General features: G+C 67.8%; 19 protein-coding genes. 10 read left to right on the top strand and 9 right to left on the bottom strand.

From position 1 onward, the window contains the following. Window position 1: 1 nt before the first annotated feature. The 4 genes from ASG64_RS16435 (at window position 2) to ASG64_RS16420 (ending at window position 5,845) form a co-directional block, all read left to right on the top strand. The gene (locus tag ASG64_RS16435) at window positions 2–1,345 is read left to right on the top strand and encodes an HRDC domain-containing protein (protein WP_056074658.1); all 1,344 of its coding nucleotides are present in this window, start codon (window positions 2–4) and stop codon (window positions 1,343–1,345) included. Window positions 1,346–1,410: 65 nt separating this feature from the next. Next, the gene (locus ASG64_RS16430) at window positions 1,411–2,637 is read left to right on the top strand and encodes a thiolase family protein (protein WP_056074656.1); all 1,227 of its coding nucleotides are present in this window, start codon (window positions 1,411–1,413) and stop codon (window positions 2,635–2,637) included. Between the two features lie 5 nt (window positions 2,638–2,642). Beyond that, window positions 2,643–4,742, top strand: a complete 2,100-nt coding sequence (locus tag ASG64_RS16425) for a 3-hydroxyacyl-CoA dehydrogenase NAD-binding domain-containing protein (RefSeq protein ID WP_042572666.1) — start codon at window positions 2,643–2,645, stop codon at window positions 4,740–4,742. A 92-nt stretch (window positions 4,743–4,834) separates the two neighbouring features. Then, complete coding sequence (locus ASG64_RS16420) at window positions 4,835–5,845, top strand: iron-siderophore ABC transporter substrate-binding protein (RefSeq protein ID WP_042572665.1); 1,011 nt, start codon at window positions 4,835–4,837, stop codon at window positions 5,843–5,845. A gap of 2 nt (window positions 5,846–5,847) precedes the next feature. On the opposite strand, the gene dxs is transcribed toward ASG64_RS16420, so the two are convergent. Continuing rightward, on the bottom strand, window positions 5,848–7,737 hold the full coding sequence (dxs, locus tag ASG64_RS16415) for a 1-deoxy-D-xylulose-5-phosphate synthase (protein WP_042572664.1): 1,890 nt from the start codon (window positions 7,735–7,737) through the stop codon (window positions 5,848–5,850). A 147-nt stretch (window positions 7,738–7,884) separates the two neighbouring features. Between dxs and glsA the strand changes: the two genes are divergently transcribed. After that, window positions 7,885–9,729: a glutaminase A gene (gene glsA / locus ASG64_RS16410; RefSeq protein ID WP_042572741.1), complete on the top strand. Its 1,845-nt coding sequence runs from the start codon at window positions 7,885–7,887 to the stop codon at window positions 9,727–9,729. 4 nt (window positions 9,730–9,733) lie between these two features. On the opposite strand, the gene ASG64_RS16405 is transcribed toward glsA, so the two are convergent. Both ASG64_RS16405 and ASG64_RS16400 read right to left on the bottom strand, forming a co-directional pair. Beyond that, complete coding sequence (locus ASG64_RS16405; protein ID WP_052493059.1) at window positions 9,734–10,531, bottom strand: anti-sigma factor; 798 nt, start codon at window positions 10,529–10,531, stop codon at window positions 9,734–9,736. Then, on the bottom strand, window positions 10,524–11,249 hold the full coding sequence (locus ASG64_RS16400) for a sigma-70 family RNA polymerase sigma factor (protein ID WP_327212907.1): 726 nt from the start codon (window positions 11,247–11,249) through the stop codon (window positions 10,524–10,526). The genes ASG64_RS16405 and ASG64_RS16400 overlap by 8 nt, the downstream gene beginning before the upstream one ends. Before the next feature lie 261 nt (window positions 11,250–11,510). On the opposite strand from ASG64_RS16400, the gene ASG64_RS16395 reads away from it, so the two are divergent. Both ASG64_RS16395 and ASG64_RS16390 read left to right on the top strand, forming a co-directional pair. Further along, a complete protein-coding gene (locus ASG64_RS16395; RefSeq protein ID WP_056074654.1) occupies window positions 11,511–12,473 on the top strand; it encodes an ATP-binding cassette domain-containing protein in 963 nt (320 codons plus the stop codon). A 1-nt stretch (window position 12,474) separates the two neighbouring features. Next, the gene (locus ASG64_RS16390; protein WP_042572662.1) at window positions 12,475–13,317 is read left to right on the top strand and encodes an ABC transporter permease; all 843 of its coding nucleotides are present in this window, start codon (window positions 12,475–12,477) and stop codon (window positions 13,315–13,317) included. Window position 13,318: 1 nt separating this feature from the next. On the opposite strand, the gene ASG64_RS16385 is transcribed toward ASG64_RS16390, so the two are convergent. Together ASG64_RS16385 and ASG64_RS16380 are read right to left on the bottom strand one after the other, a co-directional pair. Continuing rightward, window positions 13,319–14,575 carry a class I SAM-dependent RNA methyltransferase gene (locus tag ASG64_RS16385; protein WP_056074653.1) on the bottom strand — a complete coding sequence of 419 codons (1,257 nt, stop codon included), beginning with the start codon at window positions 14,573–14,575 and terminating at the stop codon, window positions 13,319–13,321. Then, window positions 14,572–16,584: an APC family permease gene (locus tag ASG64_RS16380; protein WP_056074650.1), complete on the bottom strand. Its 2,013-nt coding sequence runs from the start codon at window positions 16,582–16,584 to the stop codon at window positions 14,572–14,574. Before ASG64_RS16380 ends, ASG64_RS16385 begins: the two co-directional genes overlap by 4 nt. A gap of 105 nt (window positions 16,585–16,689) precedes the next feature. Here ASG64_RS16380 and ASG64_RS16375 point away from each other — a divergent pair, with 105 nt between their 5' ends. Further along, window positions 16,690–17,352 carry a potassium channel family protein gene (locus tag ASG64_RS16375; RefSeq protein WP_042572738.1) on the top strand — a complete coding sequence of 221 codons (663 nt, stop codon included), beginning with the start codon at window positions 16,690–16,692 and terminating at the stop codon, window positions 17,350–17,352. Between the two features lie 88 nt (window positions 17,353–17,440). Next, window positions 17,441–18,106 carry a potassium channel family protein gene (locus ASG64_RS16370; protein WP_042572659.1) on the top strand — a complete coding sequence of 222 codons (666 nt, stop codon included), beginning with the start codon at window positions 17,441–17,443 and terminating at the stop codon, window positions 18,104–18,106. A gap of 12 nt (window positions 18,107–18,118) precedes the next feature. On the opposite strand, the gene ASG64_RS16365 is transcribed toward ASG64_RS16370, so the two are convergent. Beyond that, on the bottom strand, window positions 18,119–18,814 hold the full coding sequence (locus ASG64_RS16365) for a DUF3159 domain-containing protein (RefSeq protein ID WP_082518556.1): 696 nt from the start codon (window positions 18,812–18,814) through the stop codon (window positions 18,119–18,121). A gap of 40 nt (window positions 18,815–18,854) precedes the next feature. Continuing rightward, the gene (locus ASG64_RS16360) at window positions 18,855–19,232 is read right to left on the bottom strand and encodes an OB-fold nucleic acid binding domain-containing protein (RefSeq protein WP_042572658.1); all 378 of its coding nucleotides are present in this window, start codon (window positions 19,230–19,232) and stop codon (window positions 18,855–18,857) included. A gap of 138 nt (window positions 19,233–19,370) precedes the next feature. On the opposite strand from ASG64_RS16360, the gene ASG64_RS16355 reads away from it, so the two are divergent. Further along, a complete protein-coding gene (locus ASG64_RS16355) occupies window positions 19,371–20,075 on the top strand; it encodes an alpha/beta fold hydrolase (protein WP_056074648.1) in 705 nt (234 codons plus the stop codon). A gap of 6 nt (window positions 20,076–20,081) precedes the next feature. Here ASG64_RS16355 and ASG64_RS16350 read toward each other — a convergent pair whose 3' ends face one another. Next, window positions 20,082–20,921 (bottom strand): DUF3710 domain-containing protein, encoded by an 840-nt coding sequence (locus tag ASG64_RS16350; RefSeq protein ID WP_056074646.1) that lies wholly within the window; start codon window positions 20,919–20,921, stop codon window positions 20,082–20,084. A 2-nt stretch (window positions 20,922–20,923) separates the two neighbouring features. Continuing rightward, window positions 20,924–21,379: a dUTP diphosphatase gene (gene dut / locus ASG64_RS16345; protein ID WP_042572736.1), complete on the bottom strand. Its 456-nt coding sequence runs from the start codon at window positions 21,377–21,379 to the stop codon at window positions 20,924–20,926. Window positions 21,380–21,530: the final 151 nt, after the last annotated feature.

Raw genomic sequence — 21,530 nt, 5'->3', positions numbered from 1 at the left:
AATGTCCGACCCGACCGCTCCCGACTCGATCTCTCCCGACGCGGCGTCACCGGACGTGACCGATCCCGCCGAGCCCGAACCTGCCGAACCACTCCTCGCTCCACGGGACGGGGTGCCGCCGCTGACCGACACCGCCGAGGCCGTGCGTGCGGCGGCCGAACTCCTGGCGTCGGGAACAGGTCCGCTCGCCGTCGACGCCGAACGCGCGTCGGGGTTCCGGTACTCGGCACGGGCGTACCTCCTGCAATTCCGTCGGCGTGGCGCGGGCACCGTGCTGCTGGACCCGATCCCCGTCGTGCAGAGCGGCGGCGTCGAGGCACTCGCCGTCTTCGCCGACGCGATCAACGGCTTGGAATGGGTCCTGCATTCGGCCGATCAAGATCTGCCCGGACTCGCTGAACTGGGCATGACCCCGGCGAAGCTGTACGACACCGAACTGGCCGGTCGACTGGCGGGCTTCGAGCGTGTGGGGCTGGCTGCAATCGTCGAGCGCACCCTCGGGCTGTCCCTGCAGAAGGGCCACGGCGCTGCCGACTGGTCCACCAGGCCGCTTCCCGACACGTGGCTCAACTACGCGGCGCTGGACGTCGAAGTTCTGGTGGAGCTGCGCGACGTGATGGCCGAGGAACTGGCAGCACAGGGCAAGACCGAGTGGGCCGCAGAGGAATTCGAGTACATCCGCACCGCCCCGCCGGCGACGCCGAAGCCCGATCGTTGGCGTCGCACGTCCGGTATCCACACCATCAAGAACCCCCGCACGCTAGCCGCGGTCCGCGCTCTGTGGACGGCGCGGGACGACCTGGCACGTCGCCGCGACATCGCCCCGAGCCGCGTTCTTCCCGACTCCGCCATCGTCGCCGCGGCCCAGAAGAACCCCGGGTCCGTCGCCGAACTGTGCTCCCTGCCCGTGTTCGGCGGTCCGCGTCAGCGTCGTCAAGCCAAGGTGTGGCTCGAGGCCCTCGACCGTGCGCGCGCACTGCCCGACGACGCGCTTCCTCCCGTCACGCAGCCGTTCGTCGGGCCGCCGCCCGTCAGCCGGTGGGCACGCCGCGATCCGGACGCCGCGGCGCGGTTGTCCTCGGTGCGGGAGGCGATGGCCGCACTGTCGGCGGAGGTATCGGTGCCGGTGGAGAACCTCCTGACGCCCGACGTCGTGCGTCGCCTGTGCTGGGAGTGGCCGACCCTCGTGTCGGGCACACAGGAGCCGGACGACGCGGTGATCGAGTCGTTCCTGCTGTCCCACGGGGCGCGCCCCTGGCAGCGCACCCTCACGGTCCCAGTTCTGGCAGCAGGCCTCGCGCACATCCCCGCGGACGCCGACGAGGCCGAAGTTACCGACGAGTAGGGCCGGGTTAGAGTGGGCGCGCGAGCCGGAGGCCCGGCTCGTTCCAGCGCCTGCCGGAAGGAACCATGTCTTCTCCGAAATCCGCACCCGCTCGCTCCGCGTCCAGTCGCGGTGTCGCGTTCGTCGACGGCGTCCGCACACCGTTCGGCAAGGCCGGCCCCAAGGGCATCTACGCGGATACCCGTGCGGACGACCTCGTCGTCAAAGCTATCCGCGAACTCCTGCGCCGTAACCCCGAGCTTCCCCCCGAGCGAGTCGACGAGGTTGGCATCGCTGCCACCACGCAGACCGGGGACCAGGGTCTGACCATCGGCCGCACCTCCGCGCTGCTCGCCGGACTCCCCCGCAGCGTCCCCGGCTTCGCCGTCGACCGCATGTGTGCGGGTGCCATGACCGCCGTCACCACCACCGCGTCGGGAATCGGCTTCGGTCAGTACGACGTCGTCATCGCCGGTGGCGTCGAGCACATGGGCCGCCACCCGATGGGCGAGGGTGTCGACCCGAACCCGCGCTTCCTCGCGGACAAGCTCGTCGACCCGAGTGCTCTGGTCATGGGCAACACGGCCGAGAACCTGCACGACCGCTACCCGTCGATCACCAAGGACCGCACGGATGCCTACGCCGTCGCGAGCCAGGAGAAGTACGACGCGGCCAAGAAGTCCGGCCTGATCGCCGAGACACTGGTCCCCGTCGCCACGAAGTCCGCAGCGGGCTGGGGTCTGGCCACCGAGGACGAGCCGCCTCGCCCCGGCACCACGCTCGAGGACCTGGCGAAGCTCAAGACGCCGTTCCGCCCCGCCGGACGCGTCACCGCCGGAAATGCCGCCGGCCTGAACGACGGTGCGACCGCCGCGATCCTCGCCGGTGAGGACACCGCCGCCGAGCTCGGCCTGAAGGTCGGCATGCGCATGGTGGGCTTCTCTTTCGCCGGCGTCGATCCCGCCGTGATGGGAATCGGTCCCGTCCCCGCCACCGAGAAGTTGCTGTCCCGCACCGGATTGTCAATCGAGGACATCGGCCTCTTCGAGATCAACGAAGCCTTCGCGATCCAGGTTCTGGCGTTCGCCGAGCACTTCGGCATCGCCGACGACGACGCCCGGATCAACCAGTGGGGCGGCGCCATCGCCTGCGGGCACCCGCTCGCGTCCTCCGGTGTCCGGCTCATGACTCAGCTCAGCCGGCAGTTCGCCACCCGTCCCGATGTCCGCTACGGCCTGACCACCATGTGCATCGGCCTCGGCATGGGCGGCAGCGTCGTCTGGGAAAACCCCGCCTACGACGGAAGCAAGTGATTGCCATGACTTCTGCCTTCTCCGATGAAGTGGTGACCCACGCGTTCACCAAGATCGTCACCGTGCCCGGCCTCGACGGCCCGGTCGCCATCGTCACCCTCGACAACGGTTTCGACCACACCAAGCCGTCCACCTTCGGACCTGCCGGACTCACCGAGCTCGATGCCGCCCTGGATGCGGCCTATGCCGCAGATCCGGTGGCCGTCGCGGTGACCGGCAAGCCCTTCATCTTCGCCGTCGGCGCAGACCTGAACGGCGTGCCGAACATCTCCGACCGGTCGGTCGCCCTGGAGATCGGCACGTTGGGACACAAGGTGTTCCGACGTCTTCGCGAGTCGACGGTTCCGACGTTCGCGTTCGTGAACGGCGCCGCTCTGGGTGGTGGACTGGAGATCGCGCTGCACTGCCACTACCGCACCGTCGCGGACAACGCTGCGGCACTGGGGCTCCCGGAGACATTCCTGGGTCTGGTTCCCGGCTGGGGCGGAACTCAGTTGCTGCCCAACCTGATCGGGCCGGCCAATGCCGTCACCGTGGTGATCGAGAACGCGCTCAACCAGAACCGGATGCTCAAGCCCGCGGACGCACTGAAGCTGGGCATCGCGGACGAGGTCTTCGGCGGAGCCGACTTCCTCGAGCAGTCCCTGCTGTGGGCCGCGAAGGTCGTCTCCGGGGACGTCACCCCGACCCGCCCCGAGATCGACCGCGGCCAGGGCTGGGACGACGCGATCGCCCGGGCCAAGGCCATCGTCTCCGGCAAGACCGGCGACCACGCACCGGGCCCGGTGCGCGCCGTGCAGCTTCTGGAGCTGGCGAAGTCGACCGACATCACCGACTCCGCGTCGCTCGACACGGCGTTCGCTGCCGAGGACGAGGCGCTGGCCGACCTCCTCATGGCCGACGAGTTGCGCGCCGGTCTCTACGCCTTCGATCTGGTGCAGAAGCGTGCCAAGCGGCCCGCCGGAGCGCCCGACAAGTCGCTGGCTCGAAAGGTCACCGGCGTCGGCATCGTGGGCGCCGGCCTCATGGCCAGCCAGCTCGCGCTGCTGTTCGTGCGTCAGCTGAAGGTGCCGGTGATCCTCACCGACATCGATCAGGAGCGGATCGACAAGGGCGTCGGTTACGTCCACGCCGAGATCGACAAGCTGCAGGGTAAGAAGCGGCTGTCCCCCGACGCCGCGAACCGCCTCAAGGCACTGGTGTCCGGATCGCTCGACAAGGCCGCGTTCGCGAGGACCGATTGGGTCATCGAGGCGGTCTTCGAGAATCTCGACGTCAAGAAGAAGGTCTTCGCCGAGCTCGAAGAGTTCGTCTCCCCCGAGACGATCCTCGCGACCAACACGTCGTCGCTGTCGATCACCCGCATGGCGGCGGAGCTCAAGCACCCCGAGCGGGTCGTCGGATTCCACTTCTTCAACCCCGTCGCCGTTCTTCCGCTACTGGAGATCGTCCGCGGTGAGAAGACGGACGACGCCACTCTCGCAACGGCATTCGCCACGGCGAAGTCCTTGAAGAAGTCAGCCGTGCTGATCGCCGACAAGCCCGGCTTCGTCTTCAACCGCCTCCTCACCCGCGCCCTCGGCGAGGTCATGAACGCGATCGACGAGGGCACTCCCTTCGACGTCGCCGACAACGCCATCAGCGAGCTCGGCATGCCGATGAGTCCGCTCACGCTGCTCTCGCTCGTCGGCCCCGCCGTCGCACTGCACACCGGTGAGACCATGGCCGAGTACTACCCGGAGCGGTTCCACGACTCCCCCGGCCTGCAGGCGATGGTCGCGAACAAGAAGTCCGCGGTGTGGACCTACGGCGCCGACGGAGCCAAGACCGTCGACCCCGAAATCGCCGATCTGTGGCCGCAGGGCGACTCACCGTCGACGTCCGAGCAGGTGCTCGATCGCACCCGCCGCGCCTTCGCGGAGGAGATCGACATCATGCTGCAGGAGGGCGTCGTCGCAGCCGCCCAGGACATCGACCTCTGCCTGATCCTCGGCGGCGGCTTCGGGTTCTGGAACGGCGGCATCGTGCCGTACCTGGACCGCACCGGAACCTCCGAAGCCGTCACCGGTCACCGGTTCCTCGACAAGGGTGTCGCCAGCCTGTAGTCGTACCCGGCGCCATACCGCCCGTGCGCCCTCCACGTATCCCCGGATACGTGGAGGGCGCACGGGCGTTTGCGTAGGTTAGGCTACCCAATGTGAAACGTTCTCGACTTCTCCCCGCCATCGCGGCCACTGCCGCGCTCGCCCTCGTCGCCGGATGCTCGTCCGACACCGATTCCGACGCGCCCGCAGCCGCGTCCGGGGGCGCGTTCCCCGTCACCGTCGACCACGCCTTCGGCTCGACCGTCGTCGAGGCTCAGCCCCAGCGCATCGTCACGATGGGATGGAACGCGCAGGACATCCTCGGCGCTCTGGACGTCACGCCCGTCGGGCAGCCGAAGTACACCTACGGCGCCGACGAGAACGGTGTGATGCCGTGGGCGCAGCAGTACTACGACGCCGACGCGACGACGTTGTACGACGATCCCGCAGCCGGAGATCCCGACGTGGAGACCATCGCGACACTGACGCCCGATCTGGTGCTAGCCCCCTACGAGGGCTTCCCGAAGTCCTACTACGACACGCTGTCCGCCGTCGCACCCGTCGTGGCCTACCCCGGCGAAGCGTGGCAGACGACGTGGCAGGAGCAGACCACGATGATCGGCGAGGCCGTCGGGAAGCCCACGGAGGCGCAGGCTCTCATCGACGGAATGGGTGAACGACTCGCAGCGGAGGCCGACGCCCATCCCGAGTTCGCCGGGAAGACCGTCGCGGTGGTCAACCTCGACACGGACTCGGGGCAGGCGAACGTCTACATGCCGTCGGATCCTCGGGTGCAGGTGCTCACCGAGATGGGCTTCGTCAACGCTCCGGGTGTCGTCGCGTTGGACGAGTCCGACGGAGCGGACGCCTTCTTCTCGACCATCTCGTTCGAGAACGTGAAGAGCATCGACGCGGACGTCATCGTCGCGTTCACGCCCGAGGGCTTCGACTTCTCCTCGGTTCCCGCGCTGACGACGCTGCCGGCGGTGTCGCGCGGTTCGGCGATCTCCCTGACCGACACGCAGGTGGTCGCCGGACTGAGCAACGTCAACCCCGTCAGCACACCGTGGGTTCTCGACCGCATCCTGCCGCGACTGAAGGACGCGGCCGACAGAGCAGCCTGAGCTCAGATGTCGCCGGGCTGGTGGCCGATCCACCCGCACACCCGCCCGGCGATGTCCGCCGGAGTCAGGCCGATGTCGGCGTGGATCCGGTCACGCGAGCTGTGATCCAGAAACTGTTGCGGCACACCGAGATCCCGGCACGGAACGTCGACGCCACCGGCTCTGAGCGCCGCCGAGACGGACGCGCCGATACCGCCGTGCAGGCCGCTGTCCTCGAGCGTGACGACCAACCGGAAGTCCGCCGCGAGCTTGACCAGCGAGTCCGGCACGGGCAGAACCCATCGGGGATCCACCACTGTCGCCTGCACACCGCTCGCGGCCAGCTCCGCCACCGTGTCCAGAGCCAGGGACGCGAACGGACCGACAGCGACGAGCAACACGTCCGCCTGCCCCTCCGGCTCGTGCAGGACGTCGACGCGATCGTCGAGTCGACGAACTGCCTGGATGTCGGCGGGGATCGCACCCTTGGGGAACCGCAGCGCTGTCGGCCCGTCGGACACGGCCAGAGCCTCGCCCAGCTCCTCGCGCAGCGTGGCGCCGTCGCGCGGAGCTGCGACCCGCATGTTCGGCACGATGCCGAGCAGCGACATGTCCCACATTCCGTTGTGGCTCGCTCCGTCGGACCCCGTGACGCCCGCTCGGTCGAGAACCAGCGTGACGGGGAGTTTCAGCAGCGCGACGTCCATCAACAACTGGTCGAAGGCGCGGTTGAGGAACGTCGAGTAGATCGCGACGACGGGATGCAGTCCGCCCAGGGCGAGCCCGGCCGCGGACGTCAGCGCGTGCTGCTCGGCGATACCCACGTCGAAGAACCGATCGGGGAACTGTTCGCCGAACGCAGCGAGACCTGTCGGGCCCGCCATGGCCGCGGTGATCGCGACGACGTCCGTCCGTTCGGTGCCCAGCGCGATCAGCTCACGCGAGAACTCCGACGTCCAGTCCGGCGCCGAGATGCTGGTCGCCAGACCGGTCAGCGGGTCGATGACACCCGTGGAATGCATCTGATCGGCGACGTCGTTCTCGGCGAACGAGTAGCCCATGCCCTTGCGGGTGACCGCATGCACGATCACCGGACCGCCGAATGCCTTGGCTCGACGCAAGGCCGATTCCAGAGCCGCCTGGTCGTGGCCGTCCACCGGTCCCAGGTACTTGATCCCGAGGTCGGTGAACATGACCTGCGGGCTGATGGCGTCCTTGAGGCCGGCCTTCATCCCGTGCAACATCGCGTAGGCGGCCGAGCCGACCACGGGGAGGTTCTTCACCATGTGCCGACCTGTGTCCAGCGCGCGCTCGTAGTTCGGCTGCAGGCGCAGAGTCGCGAGGTGATCGGCGAGGCCGCCGATGGTCGGAGAGTAGGAGCGGCCGTTGTCGTTCACGACGATCACGACGGAGCGGTCCTTGCCGGCGGCGATGTTGTTGAGCGCTTCCCAACACATACCGCCGGTGAGAGCACCGTCTCCGACGACGGCGACGACATGGCGATCGCCTCGGCCGGTCAGCTGGAAGGCCTTGGCCAGGCCGTCGGCGTAGGACAGGGACGCCGACGCGTGCGAGGACTCGACCCAGTCGTGCTCGCTCTCGCTACGGGACGGGTAGCCCGACAGGCCACCCTCCTTGCGCAACGAATCGAACCGATCAGCTCGACCGGTGACCATCTTGTGGACGTAGGCCTGATGACCGGTGTCGAAGATCACGGGATCACGGGGCGAATCGAAGACGCGGTGGATGGCCAGAGTCAGCTCCACCACACCGAGATTCGGCCCCAGGTGGCCACCTGTCGCGGATACTTTCTCGACCAGGAATCGGCGGATCTCGGCGGACAGCTCCGCGAGCTCCTCGGGGCCGAGAGCGCGCAGGTCGCTGGGCTCGTGCACGCGATCGAAAACACCCAACGAAATCGCTCCCTCTCCAGAAGTGCCTGACGCTCACCGGGCAGGACGCACGGTGAGCAGGCGAGTTCTCACGAGTCTACGTGGAGGCCGAACGGCGGGTTACCGTACGAGCGCCGATTCACGGCGCAACCGGGAAGAGTGGTGACGATGACCGACGTGGTGCAGCAGATCCTGGAGGAGGTCCACGCGATGTGTGTGGCGGATACCTCCGGCGCCGTCGCCGACTACATCCCCGAACTCGCGGCAGCCGACCCGGATCGTTTCGGCATCTGCCTCACGACAGCGGACGGCCACGTCTACGAGGTCGGCGACACGGACGTACCGTTCACGATCCAGTCGGTCTCGAAGCCCTTCACGTACGCGCTGGCGCTCTCCGACAGGGGCGAGGACGACGTGGCGAGTCGCATCGACGTCGAACCGTCCGGTGAGCCGTTCAACGAGATCAGCCTGGACCCGGTGACGGAACGGCCGCGGAACCCGATGATCAACGCCGGGGCGATCACGTCCGCGTCGCTCGTCGCCGGCGACACGCCGAGCCTGCAGTTCGGCCGCATCCGGGAGTCGTTCTCGCGCTACGCCGGTCGGGAGCTGACGATGAACGCGGCCGTCCACGCGTCCGAGTCACGCACCGGACACCGGAACCGAGCCATCGGTCACATGCTGCGCTCGTTCGGCATCATCACCGACGATCCGGACTCGACCGTCGATCTCTACTTCCGGCAGTGCTCGCTGGATGTGACGTGCCGCGACGTCTCGATCATGGCCGCCACGCTCGCCAACAACGGTCTCAACCCGTGCACCGAGGTGCGCGCTCTCGATCCCGTCCTCGTCGAGCGTGTGCTGAGCGTCATGACGACCTGCGGGATGTACGACGGCGCCGGGGACTGGGTGAACCGCGTCGGTCTTCCCGCCAAGAGCGGTGTCGCGGGCGCCGTGATGGCCGTCCTGCCCGGCCAGCTCGGCATCTCCGTCTTCTCCCCCCGGCTGGACGCACACGGCAACAGCGTCCGCGGCGTGATGGCCTGCCGAGAACTGTCGCGGAGGTTGGAGCTGCACTTCCTCCACGTCGGACGCGCCGCGCGCAGCGCGGTGCGAGCCGAGTACTCCGTCGGCGACACACCGTCGCGTCGGCGTCGCACCGCGGCGGAACAGGAAACTCTCGCCGCCCGCGGACGTCGGGTGCGTGTGTTCGAGCTACACGGTGACCTGCTGTTCGCAGCGGCGGAGAGCGTCGTTCGAGCCGTGTCGACGGCTGTCGACCAGGGTCGCGACGCCGGCACGGCGATCGACGGCGTGATCCTGGACATGCGCCGGGTCGACGACGTCAGTGGTGTCGCACGATCGATGCTCGATGCACTCGCGGCCGGGCTGCGACGCGAGAACTGCGCGGCCGTTCTCGTCGATCCGCGGTCGACGATGGCACACACGGTGTCGTCGCTGTCCGAGCACGACGGGACCGGCAGAGTGTTCGACGATCTCGATTCCGCCCTGCGATGGGGTGAGGACACCGTCCTCGATCGATGGTGCGGCGGCGCGCGTCAGCCGACCGAGGTGACGCTCGACGAGCATCCGATCATCGCCGGTCTGGACGAGATCCACCGCCGTGCGGTCACCTCGCGGACCACCGAGGCGCGGTACGACCGAGGTACGGTCATCGCCCGCATCGGAGACCCACCCCTGGGCCTGGCGATGGTGCTGTCGGGCCGGGTGGCGGTGGACTTCGTTCTCCCGGACGGCACCGTGAGGGCCGTGTCGACACTGTCGGCCGGCATGAGCTTCGGCGAGATGCCCCTGGTGCGCCGCTCACCGTTCGGACTGCGGATCACCGCGGCGAAGGACACCGAGGTGGCACTGCTGAGTCCGAAAGACTTCGACGCACTCACCGAGACCGACCCGCACGCCAAGTCCGCACTGCTCGAAATTCTGCTGGACCGTGCCTACGAGCAGGCGGAATCGATCGTGGCAGCGCTCCGGCGCTCGGGAATCGTTTGACGCGTCAGGCGTCGAGCGTGACCGCGGCGATGGGGGTCGTGGTCGGTGCGTCGGACCCGGACTCGGGCTCCACCGTCACCGCCCACGTCGTCATGCCGTCGAGTCCGCTCACGACATGTTCGTCGGCGGCAGTCGCGGACGACTCGGGAACGAGTCCGGCCGGACGAGGTGCGGGATCGCTGCCGATCAGCCACATCTCGAAGACCTTGCCCTCGCCCGGAGACGCCAGCCCGTCCAAGGTGACGACGGCAGCATCCTGCGAACGGGACCATCGCACCGTCGCGGTGCCGCCGCCGGCGACCTCGACCGTGCTGGACCGCACATCGTCCGATGCGAGCACCTGGGACGTCGGGGACGACGACGGTCCGGACAATTGTTGGGTCACGACGGTTCCGCCGACACCGACGACCACCACGGCCGCGGCGGCGGCAGCGAGAACGCGGAAACGCTTCCGTCGGCGATCGTCGAGCGAGACGACGGGCGCGAGCTCCGGGCTCGGATCGCCGGACGGCTCCGACCGGACACGGTCCTGAGGTGTCGACTCGAGGGCGTCCAGAATGCTCGACCGCAAAGTCGAGGGAGGTTCGGCGGCGGACGTCGCCGCGGAGAGCGCCATCGTCTCGTCGACGGAGGCGACGATGCTCTCGAACCAGGCACGGGTCGCGTCGTCGGACCGCGCGAGGCGACTCTCGATCTCCGCACGCTCCGACAGGCTGACAGCGTCCAAGGCATAGGCGTAGGCGTCGTCCACCACGGATGTTTCGTCGTCGTCGCGACGATGGCGACCGATCTCGTCACTCACCGGTGTCCACCCCCAGACAATTCTTCAACTTGATCAGTCCATCTCTGATACGGGACTTCACCGTCGGGACGGCGACGCCGAGACGCTCGGCCACTTCCCGATAGGTCAATCCGCTGTAGTACGCCATGCGGACGGATTCGCGCTGCGTCTCCGTCAAGGTGTCCAGGCACCGGACCACGGACTCCGACTCGAGCGTCTGGGTCACCGACTCCAGAACCTGGTCGTGTGCGGGGCTGTGCGTGGAGGATCCGTAGAGCGCTTCACGGTCCGTTCCGGACTGTTCCGACCGGACCCGGTCGACGGCGCGGCGGTGGGCCAGCGTCATCATCCACGCGAGCGGCGAGCCCTGGGCCGGGTCGTAACGGTCGGCCGTCTTCCAGATCTGCAGGAACACTTCCTGAGCAGTCTCTTCGCTGAAACCGGGATCCCTGAGGACTCGCAGAACCATGCCGAACACACGCGCCGAAGTCGCGTCGTACAGGTCCGCGAACGCGCGTCGATCACCGTCGGCGACGCGCGCGAGCAGTCCCCGGAGCACGTCCGCCTCGGCGAGTCGTCGTCGCTTGAGATCCGGATCGGGCACCGGACACGACGGATCGGAGACGGACTCGCGACGGTGTCGCGCGTCGGACGAGCCGGCGTCGTCTGCGGTCGTTCCCTCGGCACTCACAGTGCGCAGGCCGTCCGCGAAGAGTTTCTGGTCGAGTTCATCGACCATGAGACTAGTGCTCATCGATCGCACATCCTCACTACCTCGATGATCTCGCTCGCCATGTCGCCGCCTCGTACGTCGAAAACGAGCGTCGCGACCTTCCACAACGTGATTCGTCACCGGTGCCGACACGGATCGGTAGACCCGTACGCGGCAGAAAACCCGTTGCGTCGACACGAACCCTGCGTCACGATTCGCGGCGAAGTCGATACCTCCGATTTCCGGACATACCGATGAATTCGGGCTGCCGGAAGAGTCAGGACACTCATGACGACGACACGAGAGACCGCTATCGAGGCGGACGGGTTGATCAAGAAGTTCGGGGACACCGTCGCGGTCGACGGCGTCGACCTCTCGGTACCGCGCGGCGGTGTCTACGGCGTGCTCGGGCCCAACGGGGCCGGGAAGACGACGACGATGCGCATGCTCGCCACCTTGACCGGCATCGACGGTGGTCGGGCACGTGTGCTGGGCCACGACGTCGCCACCGAACCGGACGCCGTGCGCTCGAAAGTGGCGTTGACAGGCCAGTTCGCGTCCCTCGACGAGGACCTGACGGGAGGCGAGAATCTGGTCCTGCTCGGTCGGTTGTTCGGATTCACCCGTCCGGCGGCGCGTGACCGCGCCGAGCTCCTGCTCCACGTCTTCGATCTCGTGGAGGCCGAAAAGAAACAGGTCAAGACGTACTCGGGCGGGATGCGTCGTCGTCTCGACATCGCGGCGAGCCTCCTGGTCACACCCGAACTGATGTTCCTCGACGAGCCGACCACGGGGCTCGACCCTCGCAGCCGTAACCAGGTGTGGGAGATCGTGAGGTCACTCGTCGCGGGTGGCACCACGGTGTTGCTGACCACGCAGTACCTCGATGAGGCCGATCAACTGGCCGATCGGGTCGCGGTCATCGACCGGGGCAAGGTCATCGCCGAGGGCACCACGGCGCAGCTCAAGGCGTCGGTCGGCACGGGGTCCCTGCACGTCCGCGTCGCCGACGCGGTGCAGCGCGACGATGCCGCGCGGATTCTGCGGTCGACGCTGGGGACGGACATCACGCAGGAGTCGGATCCGTCGACTCTGACGGCCCTCGTCGACGACACCGCACTGGTCGCCCGCGCCCTAAGTGCGCTGACCGAGGCCGGGGTCGACGTGTCCACCTACGCCCTCGGGCAGCCGAGCCTCGACGAAGTGTTCCTGGCTCTGACCGGTCGCACCACCGAACTGGAGGCATCCTGACATGACGACCACGAACGATCCGACCACCGCACGCGTGTCGGCGCCGACCATCGCGGACCTGCTGCGCGATTCGGGTCCGCGACCGCCCCGGCCGTCCTCGACGTCGGCAGCTCTGTCCTTCGGCTGGCGGGCACTGCTGAAGATCAAGCACGTGCCGGAGCAACTGTTCGACGTCACGATGTTCCCGATCATGTTCACGCTGATGTTCACGTTCCTGTTCGGCGGCGCGCTCGCCGGCTCCACCAGCGCCTACATCCAGTTCCTACTACCCGGAATCCTGGTCCAGACGGTGGTGATGATCACCATGTACACCGGTATGACCTTGAACAAGGACATCGAGAAGGGCGTCTTCGACAGATTCCGGTCGCTGCCGGTTTGGCGTCCGGCGCCGCTGGTCGGGGCTCTGCTCGGGGACGTGGTTCGCTACACCCTGGCCTCGACGATCGTTCTCGCGCTCGGCCTGGCACTGGGATTCCGTCCCGCCGGCGGTGTCGTCGGCATGGCGGCGTCGGTGGGGCTCCTGCTGGTGTTCTCGTTCTGCGTCTCGTGGGTCTGGACGATGTTCGCCCTGATGCTGCGCAGCGAGACGGCTGTCATGAGCGTGTCGATGTTGGTGCTGTTCCCACTGACGTTCGCCAGCAACATCTTCGTCGACCCCACCACCATGCCGGGCTGGCTGCAAGCCTTCGTATCGGTCAATCCGGTCTCGCACCTGGTGACGACGCTGCGAGGGTTCGCCGACGGCGTGATCGACACCGATGCCCTCATGTGGACGGGAATCTGGTCGCTCGGCCTGCTCGCCGTCTTCGGACCCGTCACGATGCGTCTCTACAACGCGAAGTGAGTCAGCGGACGAACAGTCCGATGCATTCGACGTGGCTGGTCATCGGAAACGCGTCGAAGGCCCTCAGGTTCTCGAGGCGGTAGCCGTTCGAGAGATACAGGCCGGCATCCCGTGCGAAGGAGGCCGGGTCGCAGCCGATGTGCACGATACGACGCGGCTGTGCCCCGGCGACAGCGGCGACGACCTGCTTGCCGGCGCCCGATCGTGGCGGGTCCAGGACGACGACGGACGGACCGGCGGGCAGAGTCGACACCGCGCGCTCCACCGGCGCCGCCTGCATGGCCACCCAGGGAAGGTCGGGCATCGCGGCGCGGCCGTCCACGACGGCCTTGTGCGAGAACTCGACGGCCGCGACGGCACCCGTCGAACCCACCTGCTCGCCGAGAGCCGACGCGAATGTCCCGGCTCCCGCGTAGAGGTCCCATGCCGTGTCGCCGCTCTCGGCCCCGGACCACGCGCGGACGACCTCGCCGTATCGGGTGGCCGCGGCCGTGTGTGCCTGCCAGAACCCCGAGGAATCGACAGTCCACTGCCTGGTTCCGACGCGCTCGACCGCGCGGCCGGTGCCCTCCTTCACGCGGTGCGCTCGGTCTCCGGACGACGCGGCTCGACGTGACGACGCTCCGCGGCGGCCCGTGTCGGCACGCACCCGACGCGCCGGCGCCGGTGCGATCTCGACGACGTGCCGCACCCCGTCGGCGTCGATCGCCACGGCGAGATCCGCATCGGGTGTCCACGTCCGGTCGGCGAGACCGTCGTACATGCCCGGAACGGCCTGCGGGCAGGCGAGTTCGGTGACGATCTGCGAACTACGGAGACGATGGAATCCCGCTCGGCCGTCGTCGTCGACTCCGAGACGTATACGTGTCCGCCATCCGGTCTGCTCCCCCAACGACTCGACCTCGACGGTTCGCGTGATGCCGGCGACGCGGTCCAGTTGCTCCGCCACGACGGACGCCTTGATGTCCCGGACGGCCTCGGCCGTACCGAACGAGAAGTCGCAGCATCCCGAACCGCCGGGGCCGGCGATCGGACACAGCGGGTCGATCCGGTCCGGCGACGCCTCGATGATCTCGACGGCGTCCGCCCGGCAGAACGACTTGCCCTGATCCTCGGTGACCTGCGCACGGACCAGCTCTCCGGGCAGGCTGTGACGGACGAACATCACTCGTCCGTCGTGACGTGCGACGCAGAAACCTCCGTGACCCGGCTTGCCGACGCGGACCTCGATCACCCGGCCCACCCACGAATTGATCACGTGTCCGACCGCCGTCGCTCGGCCGTGGACTCGTACCCGCGTCGTGACGATCCCGGGGCGTTCTCGAGCGTCTCGCGCTTCGCGCGTTCCGAGGAGTTCAACTGCCACGGCACGCTGGTGACCATCACGCCCGGCTGGAACAGCAGCCGACTCTTCAGGCGCAGGGCGCTCTGGTTGTGCAGCACCTGCTCCCACCAGTGCCCCACCACGTACTCGGGGATGAACACGGTCACCACGTCACGCGGGGAATCCCGCTTGACCCGGCGCACATAGTCCAGCACCGGCTTGGTGATCTCGCGGTACGGCGACTCGACCACCTTGAGGGGAACGCTGAGGTCGCTCTTCTCCCACTCGCGGACCAGTTCGCGTGTGTCCGTCTCGTCGACGTTGACGGTCACGGCCTCGAGCGTGTCCGGTCGCGTCGCACGGGCGTAGGACAGCGCGCGCAGCGTCGGGCTGTGCAGCTTGGACACCAGCACGATGGAGTGCGTGCGGCTCGGGAGGACGCCGTCCCATTCGAAGTCGGCGAGCTCCGTGGCCACCGAGTCGTAATGCTTGCGGATCAGCTTCATGAGCCCGAAGATGCCCACCATCGCGACGATGGCGATCCAGGCCCCGGCCAGGAACTTGGTCAGCAGGACGATGATCAGCACCGCACCGGTCATGCCGAGGCCGATGCTGTTGACCACGCGTGAACGCTGCATCGATCGGCGCTGCACGGGGTCGGTCTCGGACCGCAGCAACCGCGTCCAGTGCCGCACCATGCCTGTCTGGCTGAGGGTGAACGAGACGAACACTCCGACGATGTAGAGCTGGATCAGCTTGGTCACCTCGGCGCCGAACATCACCACGAAGAAGATCGCCGCGGCCGAGAGGAACAGGATGCCGTTGCTGAAGGCCAGGCGGTCGCCACGCGTGTGGAACTGGCGAGGGAGGAACCTGTCCTGCGCCAGGATCGATCCGAGCACCGGGAAACCGTTGAAGGCCGTGTTGGCAGCCAACACGAGGATCAGGGCAGTGACGATCGTGATGAAGTAGAAGCCCGGAGTGAAGTGTCGGAACACCGCTTCCGCGAGCTGCGCGATCAGCGTCTTCTGCTGGTAGTTCTCCGGCGCACCGATCAGCTGCGTCGCCGGCTCCGCCGCGTACTTCACGCCGATCTTCTGCGCGAGCACGATGATGCCCAGCAGCAGCGTCACACCGATCGAACCGAGCAACAACAGCGTTGTGGCGGCGTTGCGTGACTTGGGCTTCCGGAAGGCCGGGACACCGTTCGAGATGGCCTCGACACCCGTGAGCGCCGCACATCCGGAGGAGAAGGCGCGGGCGAGGAGGAACGCGAACGCGATGCCGTAGAGGTGACTGTCGTCGGCCTTCAGCTCGAAGTCGGACGACTCCGCCGACACGTCGTCACCGAGAACGAAGACCTGGACCAGACCCCAGATCAACATGACGAACATGCCGACCATGAACGCGTAGGTCGGAATCGCGAACGCCGTTCCCGACTCGCGGACACCCCGCAGGTTGATGGACGTGATCAGCACGATGGCCGCCACGGCGAAGAGCACCTTGTGCTCCGCGACGAACGGGAGCGCCGACCCGATGTTGGATGCTGCTGCCGAGATGGACACCGCGACGGTCAGCACGTAGTCCACCATCAAGGCGCTGCCGACAGTCAGTCCGGCCGTGGGGCCGAGGTTGGTGGTCGCCACCTCGTAGTCGCCACCGCCGGACGGGTAGGCGTGCACGTTCTGGCGATAGCTGGCCACGACGACCGCCATCACGACGGCGACCGCGAGCCCTACCCAGATGGAGAACGAATACGCCGAGATCCCGGCGACGGAGAGAACCAGGAAGATCTCTTCGGGCGCATAGGCGACGGACGACATGGCATCGGACGCGAACACCGGGAGAGCGATTCTTTTGGGCAGGAGCGTATGTCCGAGCGTGTCGCTACGGAACGGCCTACCCAGCAGCAGCCTCTTGGTGGCCGTCGAAAGCTTGGACACATCGCAAAGAGTAAGCCGTACCGGGCTCGACCGGAGGGCAGGGTGACCGATAGCGTTGCCCGCAGTTACCGACACCGTGTTCGAGAACCCCGAATGGAGCGTCTGTTGTACGTAGTCGTCATGGGGTGTGGTCGGGTCGGGTCGTCGCTCGCCGGCGCCCTCACCCGCATCGGCCACGAGGTGGCGGTCATCGACCGCGACCCCACGTCGTTCCACCGTCTCGGCCCCGATTTCACGGGCCGTCAGGTGGTGGGCATGGGATTCGACAGGGACGTGCTCATCGAGGCGGGGATCGAGAAGGCCGACGCGCTGGCCGCAGTGTCCTCGGGTGACAACTCCAACATCATCTCCGCACGCGTCGCCCGGGAGACGTTCGGCGTCGAACGCGTCGTCGCCCGGATCTACGACGCGAAGCGCGCAGCGGTGTACGAGCGCCTGGGAATACCGACCGTGGCGACCGTTCCGTGGACGACGGATCGCTTCCTGCACACGCTCATCCACGACAACGAGCTGACCAAGTGGCGCGACCCGTCCGGCAGCGTCGCCGTCGCCCGGCTCGACATCGGCGAAGGATGGGTGGGCAAGGGCGTCACCGCACTCGAATCCGCCACCAAGGCCCGCGTCGCGTTCATCATCCGCTTCGGGACGGGTCTGCTTCCCGATCGTAAGACTGTCCTCCAAGCGGACGACGAGGTCTGGATCGCCGCCGTCGACGGCATGGTCGCCGAAGCCGTTGCGCTCGCGAGCAACCCGCCGCCGGAGGACTGAGCGCAGTGCCGAGGATGTCCCCGGCCGCCCGAAATCGGTGCGGCCACCACCCGTTCAGTAGCCGTCACACCATGCGAAGGACTGTGCAGTGAGAGTCGCCATCGCCGGAGCGGGAGCCGTGGGTCGGTCGATCGCACGCGAGCTCCTCAGGTCCGAGCACCATGTCCTGCTCATCGAGCGCAAAGCCGATCACGTCGACCCCTCGTCCGTCACGGCGGCCGAGTGGGTTCACGCCGATGCCTGTGAGCTGGCCACCCTCGAAGCCGCCGGAGTCGAGTCCTACGACGTGGTCATCGCCGCGACCGGTGACGACAAGGCGAACCTGGTGCTCAGCCTCCTGGCCAAGACGGAGTTCGGCGTCGACAGAGTGGTCGCGCGCGTCAACGATCCCCGCAACGAGTGGCTTTTCGACGCGTCGTGGGGCGTCGACGTGGCGGTGTCGACTCCCCGGATGTTGGCGTCGCTGGTCGAGGAAGCCGTGTCCGTCGGAGATCTGGTGCGCCTGATGACCCTGCGTCAGGGCAAGGCGAACCTCGTCGAGATCACCCTGCCGGCCAACACTCCCCTGGCCGGGAAGCCGGTCCGCAAGATCACGCTCCCGAGGGACGTCGCGCTGGTCACCATTCTCCGAGGTGGACGAGTGATCGTTCCGGAGAAGGACGATCCGATCGAGGGCGGAGACGAACTGCTGTTCGTCACCACCGTCGACGTCGAGAACGAACTGCGCGAAGCGCTCGGCCTGCTCCAGCGGTAACCCGGAGCGGCGTCAGGCCTTGTCCGGCGTGGCCGTCTCCGTGGTGGCCTCGGCGACGACGGCGTCGGCACGTCGGACGGCCCAGAACGTGATGGCGAACGCGACGGCGGCCAACGGCCATCCCATGGCGATGCGGGCCACGGCGAGCCAGCCGGTCTGGTCGGAGTCGTAGAGCTGGGACTGGACGACGTACCGAGCGACGAAGACCAGCACCCACGCGGCCGTCGCGACGTCGTAGGCACGCACGGCGGCCGTGTGGTCGCGCCACGCCTTCCCGGTCCCGTTGAGGAAACCCCAGACGATCCCCACGAGCGGACGTCGCACGAGGATCGAGACGAGGAATACTCCGCCGTACGCGAGGGACGTGTAGATGCCGAAGAGGAAGTATCCCTTCGCATCTCCGGTGCGGTATGCGATGAACGCGCAGATCGCGACTCCGAAAAAGCCCGAGATGGCGGGTTGGATGGGGTCCCGCGTGATCAACCGCCACACGAGGATGGCGACCGCGAGTCCCAGCGCGGACCAGATGGCCGCTGTCAGACCTGCGAGCGAGTTGACCGGTACGAAGACCAGCACCGGCAGCGTCGAGAAGACGAGTCCGCTCACGCCGCCCAGCTGGGACAGCACCGTCTCGGGCGCCTCGGCCTCGGAGGTAGCAGGACCGGGAGGGACGTCCTCGGATACCGGATCTTTCGGCGACTCGCTCATGGGAGTCCAGGGTGCCAGACGGCGACGCCGTCCAGCGACACTAGTCCTCGGTGCGCAGCTCGTAGTAGGGGTTGTAGATGACCTTGCGGCCTTCTCGCTCCCCCACCCGTCCACGGACGAGAAGCTGTGTGCCGGACTCGATTCCGGCGATCTTGCGTCGGCCGATCCAGATGAGGGACATCGTGTCCGTCCCGTCGAAGAATTCGGCCTCGACGATGGCGTTGGCGGCCTTGCTGCATGTCTCGACGCTGCGAAGACGGCCCACCATGGTGACCTCGTCGCCGCGCGTGCAATCGCAGGCGCGTTGTGCGCCCGACGCCTTCGACGCCGACTCCATCTCCTCGGCATCGAGTTGTTCGATGTCCTCGGTCAACTTCCGAGCCATACGGCGGAAGTATCCTGCGGCAGCGGGTGCCATGAGTGCTCCTGGAGCGGTTGCGCGGACCGTCCGCGGCTGGGGTTTTCGGTTCTGTCAGCGCCACTGTAGACCTTTTGCGACACCCCGGACACACGCGGCCACGCCAGTCGATGAACGTCACAGGAAGATGCGGAAACCATGGAACCAACACTGGTCGTGATGCTGCCGGGAACGGGCTCCGACGCCCGATTCGTCGAGGACTCCTTCACCGACGCGGTGACATCACGGGGGTGGACGCTGCGCGCCGTGGACCCGGACCCGAGGAACGTCGTCGCCGGGTACCGGGACGCGCTCGACGCCGCAGTGCACGAGCGACGCGAACCGATCGTCGTGGGCGGTGTGTCCCTGGGCGCCGCCGTTGCCGTGCAGTGGGCCCTCGATCATCCCGATCGGGTGACGGGCGTCGTCGCGGCCATGCCGGCCTGGTCCGGGCCGGCCGACGGATCACTCGCCGCGGTCAGCGCGTCGACCACGGCGCGGGCGTTGCGCGACCGAGGCCTCGAGGCGACGCTCGCGGACATGGCCGCGTCGGCACCCGCCTGGTTGTCGCGGACCTTGACTCGCTCGTGGCGGGCTCAGTGGCCGGATCTCCCCGTCGCGATGGACGACGCCGCCGCGTACGTCGCTCCGACCGCGGCGGCTCTCGGCACACTGGCCGTCCCTGTGGGCGTGGTCGCCGCGGTGGACGACCCGATCCACCCTCTTCACGTGGCCGAGTACTGGCACGGCGCGTTCCCGCGAGCGCGGCTCGAGACGTTCGTGTTGGCCGTGCTGGGGTCGGAACCGGGCGAACTGGGCCGCAGGGGGCTCCGCGCGCTCGATCGAGCGCGCGAGCAGACCTGACCGGGGTCAGTCCAGCTGCTGCATCGCCGAGCCACCGGGTCCGCGACGGCGCCGGACGTCCTCCTCAGGATCTGCAACGGGTGCCGGAGACTGCTGGGCGGGTGTGGGCTGGGCGGGTGCGGGTGCGGACTGGGCGGGTGCGGGCTGTGCTGCCTGTGCCTGCGCCGCCGCCATCTGCTGCTGCTGGGCTGCGGCGAGCTGCTGCGCGAGAGCCTCGGGCAACGTGATCGGCAGAGGAGTACGGACCGGGTGCGGGTCCGTCCCGCGATCGACGATCGTGCCGGCGATCACCGCGCGCGCCTCCTGGACCAGTGGCGATGATGCGTCGACGCTGCCGGCCGGGCCCGTCGCGACTCCGCGGATCATCCAGCGGTACCCGTCCACGCCGATGAACCGGAGGTCGCCTCCCGCGGTCGAGCCGACGACCTCGCGGCCCCACGGGCCGGTTTCGATGGAGACGTTCGCGTTGTCCCTGCGCAGGGTGTCGGCCAGTTCCGTCGCCACGTCGCGCCACTGTCCGGGTGACTTCGGAGCTGCGAAGGCTGCCACCGTGATGCGACCGTTCGGTGTCACGACGTGCACGGCCTGCGGCGCGCCGGCCTGCGTCATCTCCACCTGCAGCTGACCGCCGGCAGGGAGGGGCAACAGGACTGAACCCAGGTCGAGCCGACTCGCGGCAGCCTTCGCACGGTCGTCGTCGAGGTCCTCCAGCGACCACGGCCCCGATCCGTCACCGGCCGAGCCGTCGACCTCGTCGAGCTCGTCGACTTCGTCGATGTCCGCGACCTCGGCAACGATCGTCTCGTCGGCCGGGAGGTCGGCGTCCTTCTTCTTGCGTCCGAACATGCTCAGTTCTCCTTCTCGGCCGCGAGGACGGCATGTCCTCCGCTGGAGCCGTATCCGCCGGCACCACGCGCGGTGGTGTCCAACTCGGTGACTTCGACGAACGTGGGCAGCTCCACTCGCTGCACGAGCAACTGTGCGATGCGATCGCCGCGCTGCAGTTCGATGGGCGTCCGCAGATCGTGATTGATCAGGCAGACCTTGATCTCTCCCCGGTATCCCGCGTCGACGGTTCCAGGAGTGTTCACTACGGACAGTCCTGCACGAGCAGCCAGTCCCGATCGCGGGTGGATGAGTCCCACGGTGCCGATCGGGAGCGCCACCGCGATGCCGGTTCCGACCATCGCGCGCTCACCGGGAGCGATCACCACGGCTTCGGTCGCACACAGATCCACACCGGCATCGCCGTCGTGCGCCCTGGTGGGAAGCGGGATTCCGGGATCGAGCCGCTTCACCGACACCGACGTGACGCGGTCGCTGTCGTACGGCGACGCGGCGCCTGTCGGGGACGTCTCGAACTCGGGCTCACTCACGTCGGTCGAGATTACTCGGTGCCTGTGGCGGATCCGCCGGACTCCGGGGTTTAGCGGGCAGTCTCGCCGGACCACTACT

The organism is Rhodococcus sp. Leaf247 (genome assembly GCF_001426185.1).
Taxonomy (GTDB): Bacteria; Actinomycetota; Actinomycetes; order Mycobacteriales; family Mycobacteriaceae; genus Rhodococcoides.
This window is presented reverse-complemented; position numbering and strand designations above follow the sequence as displayed.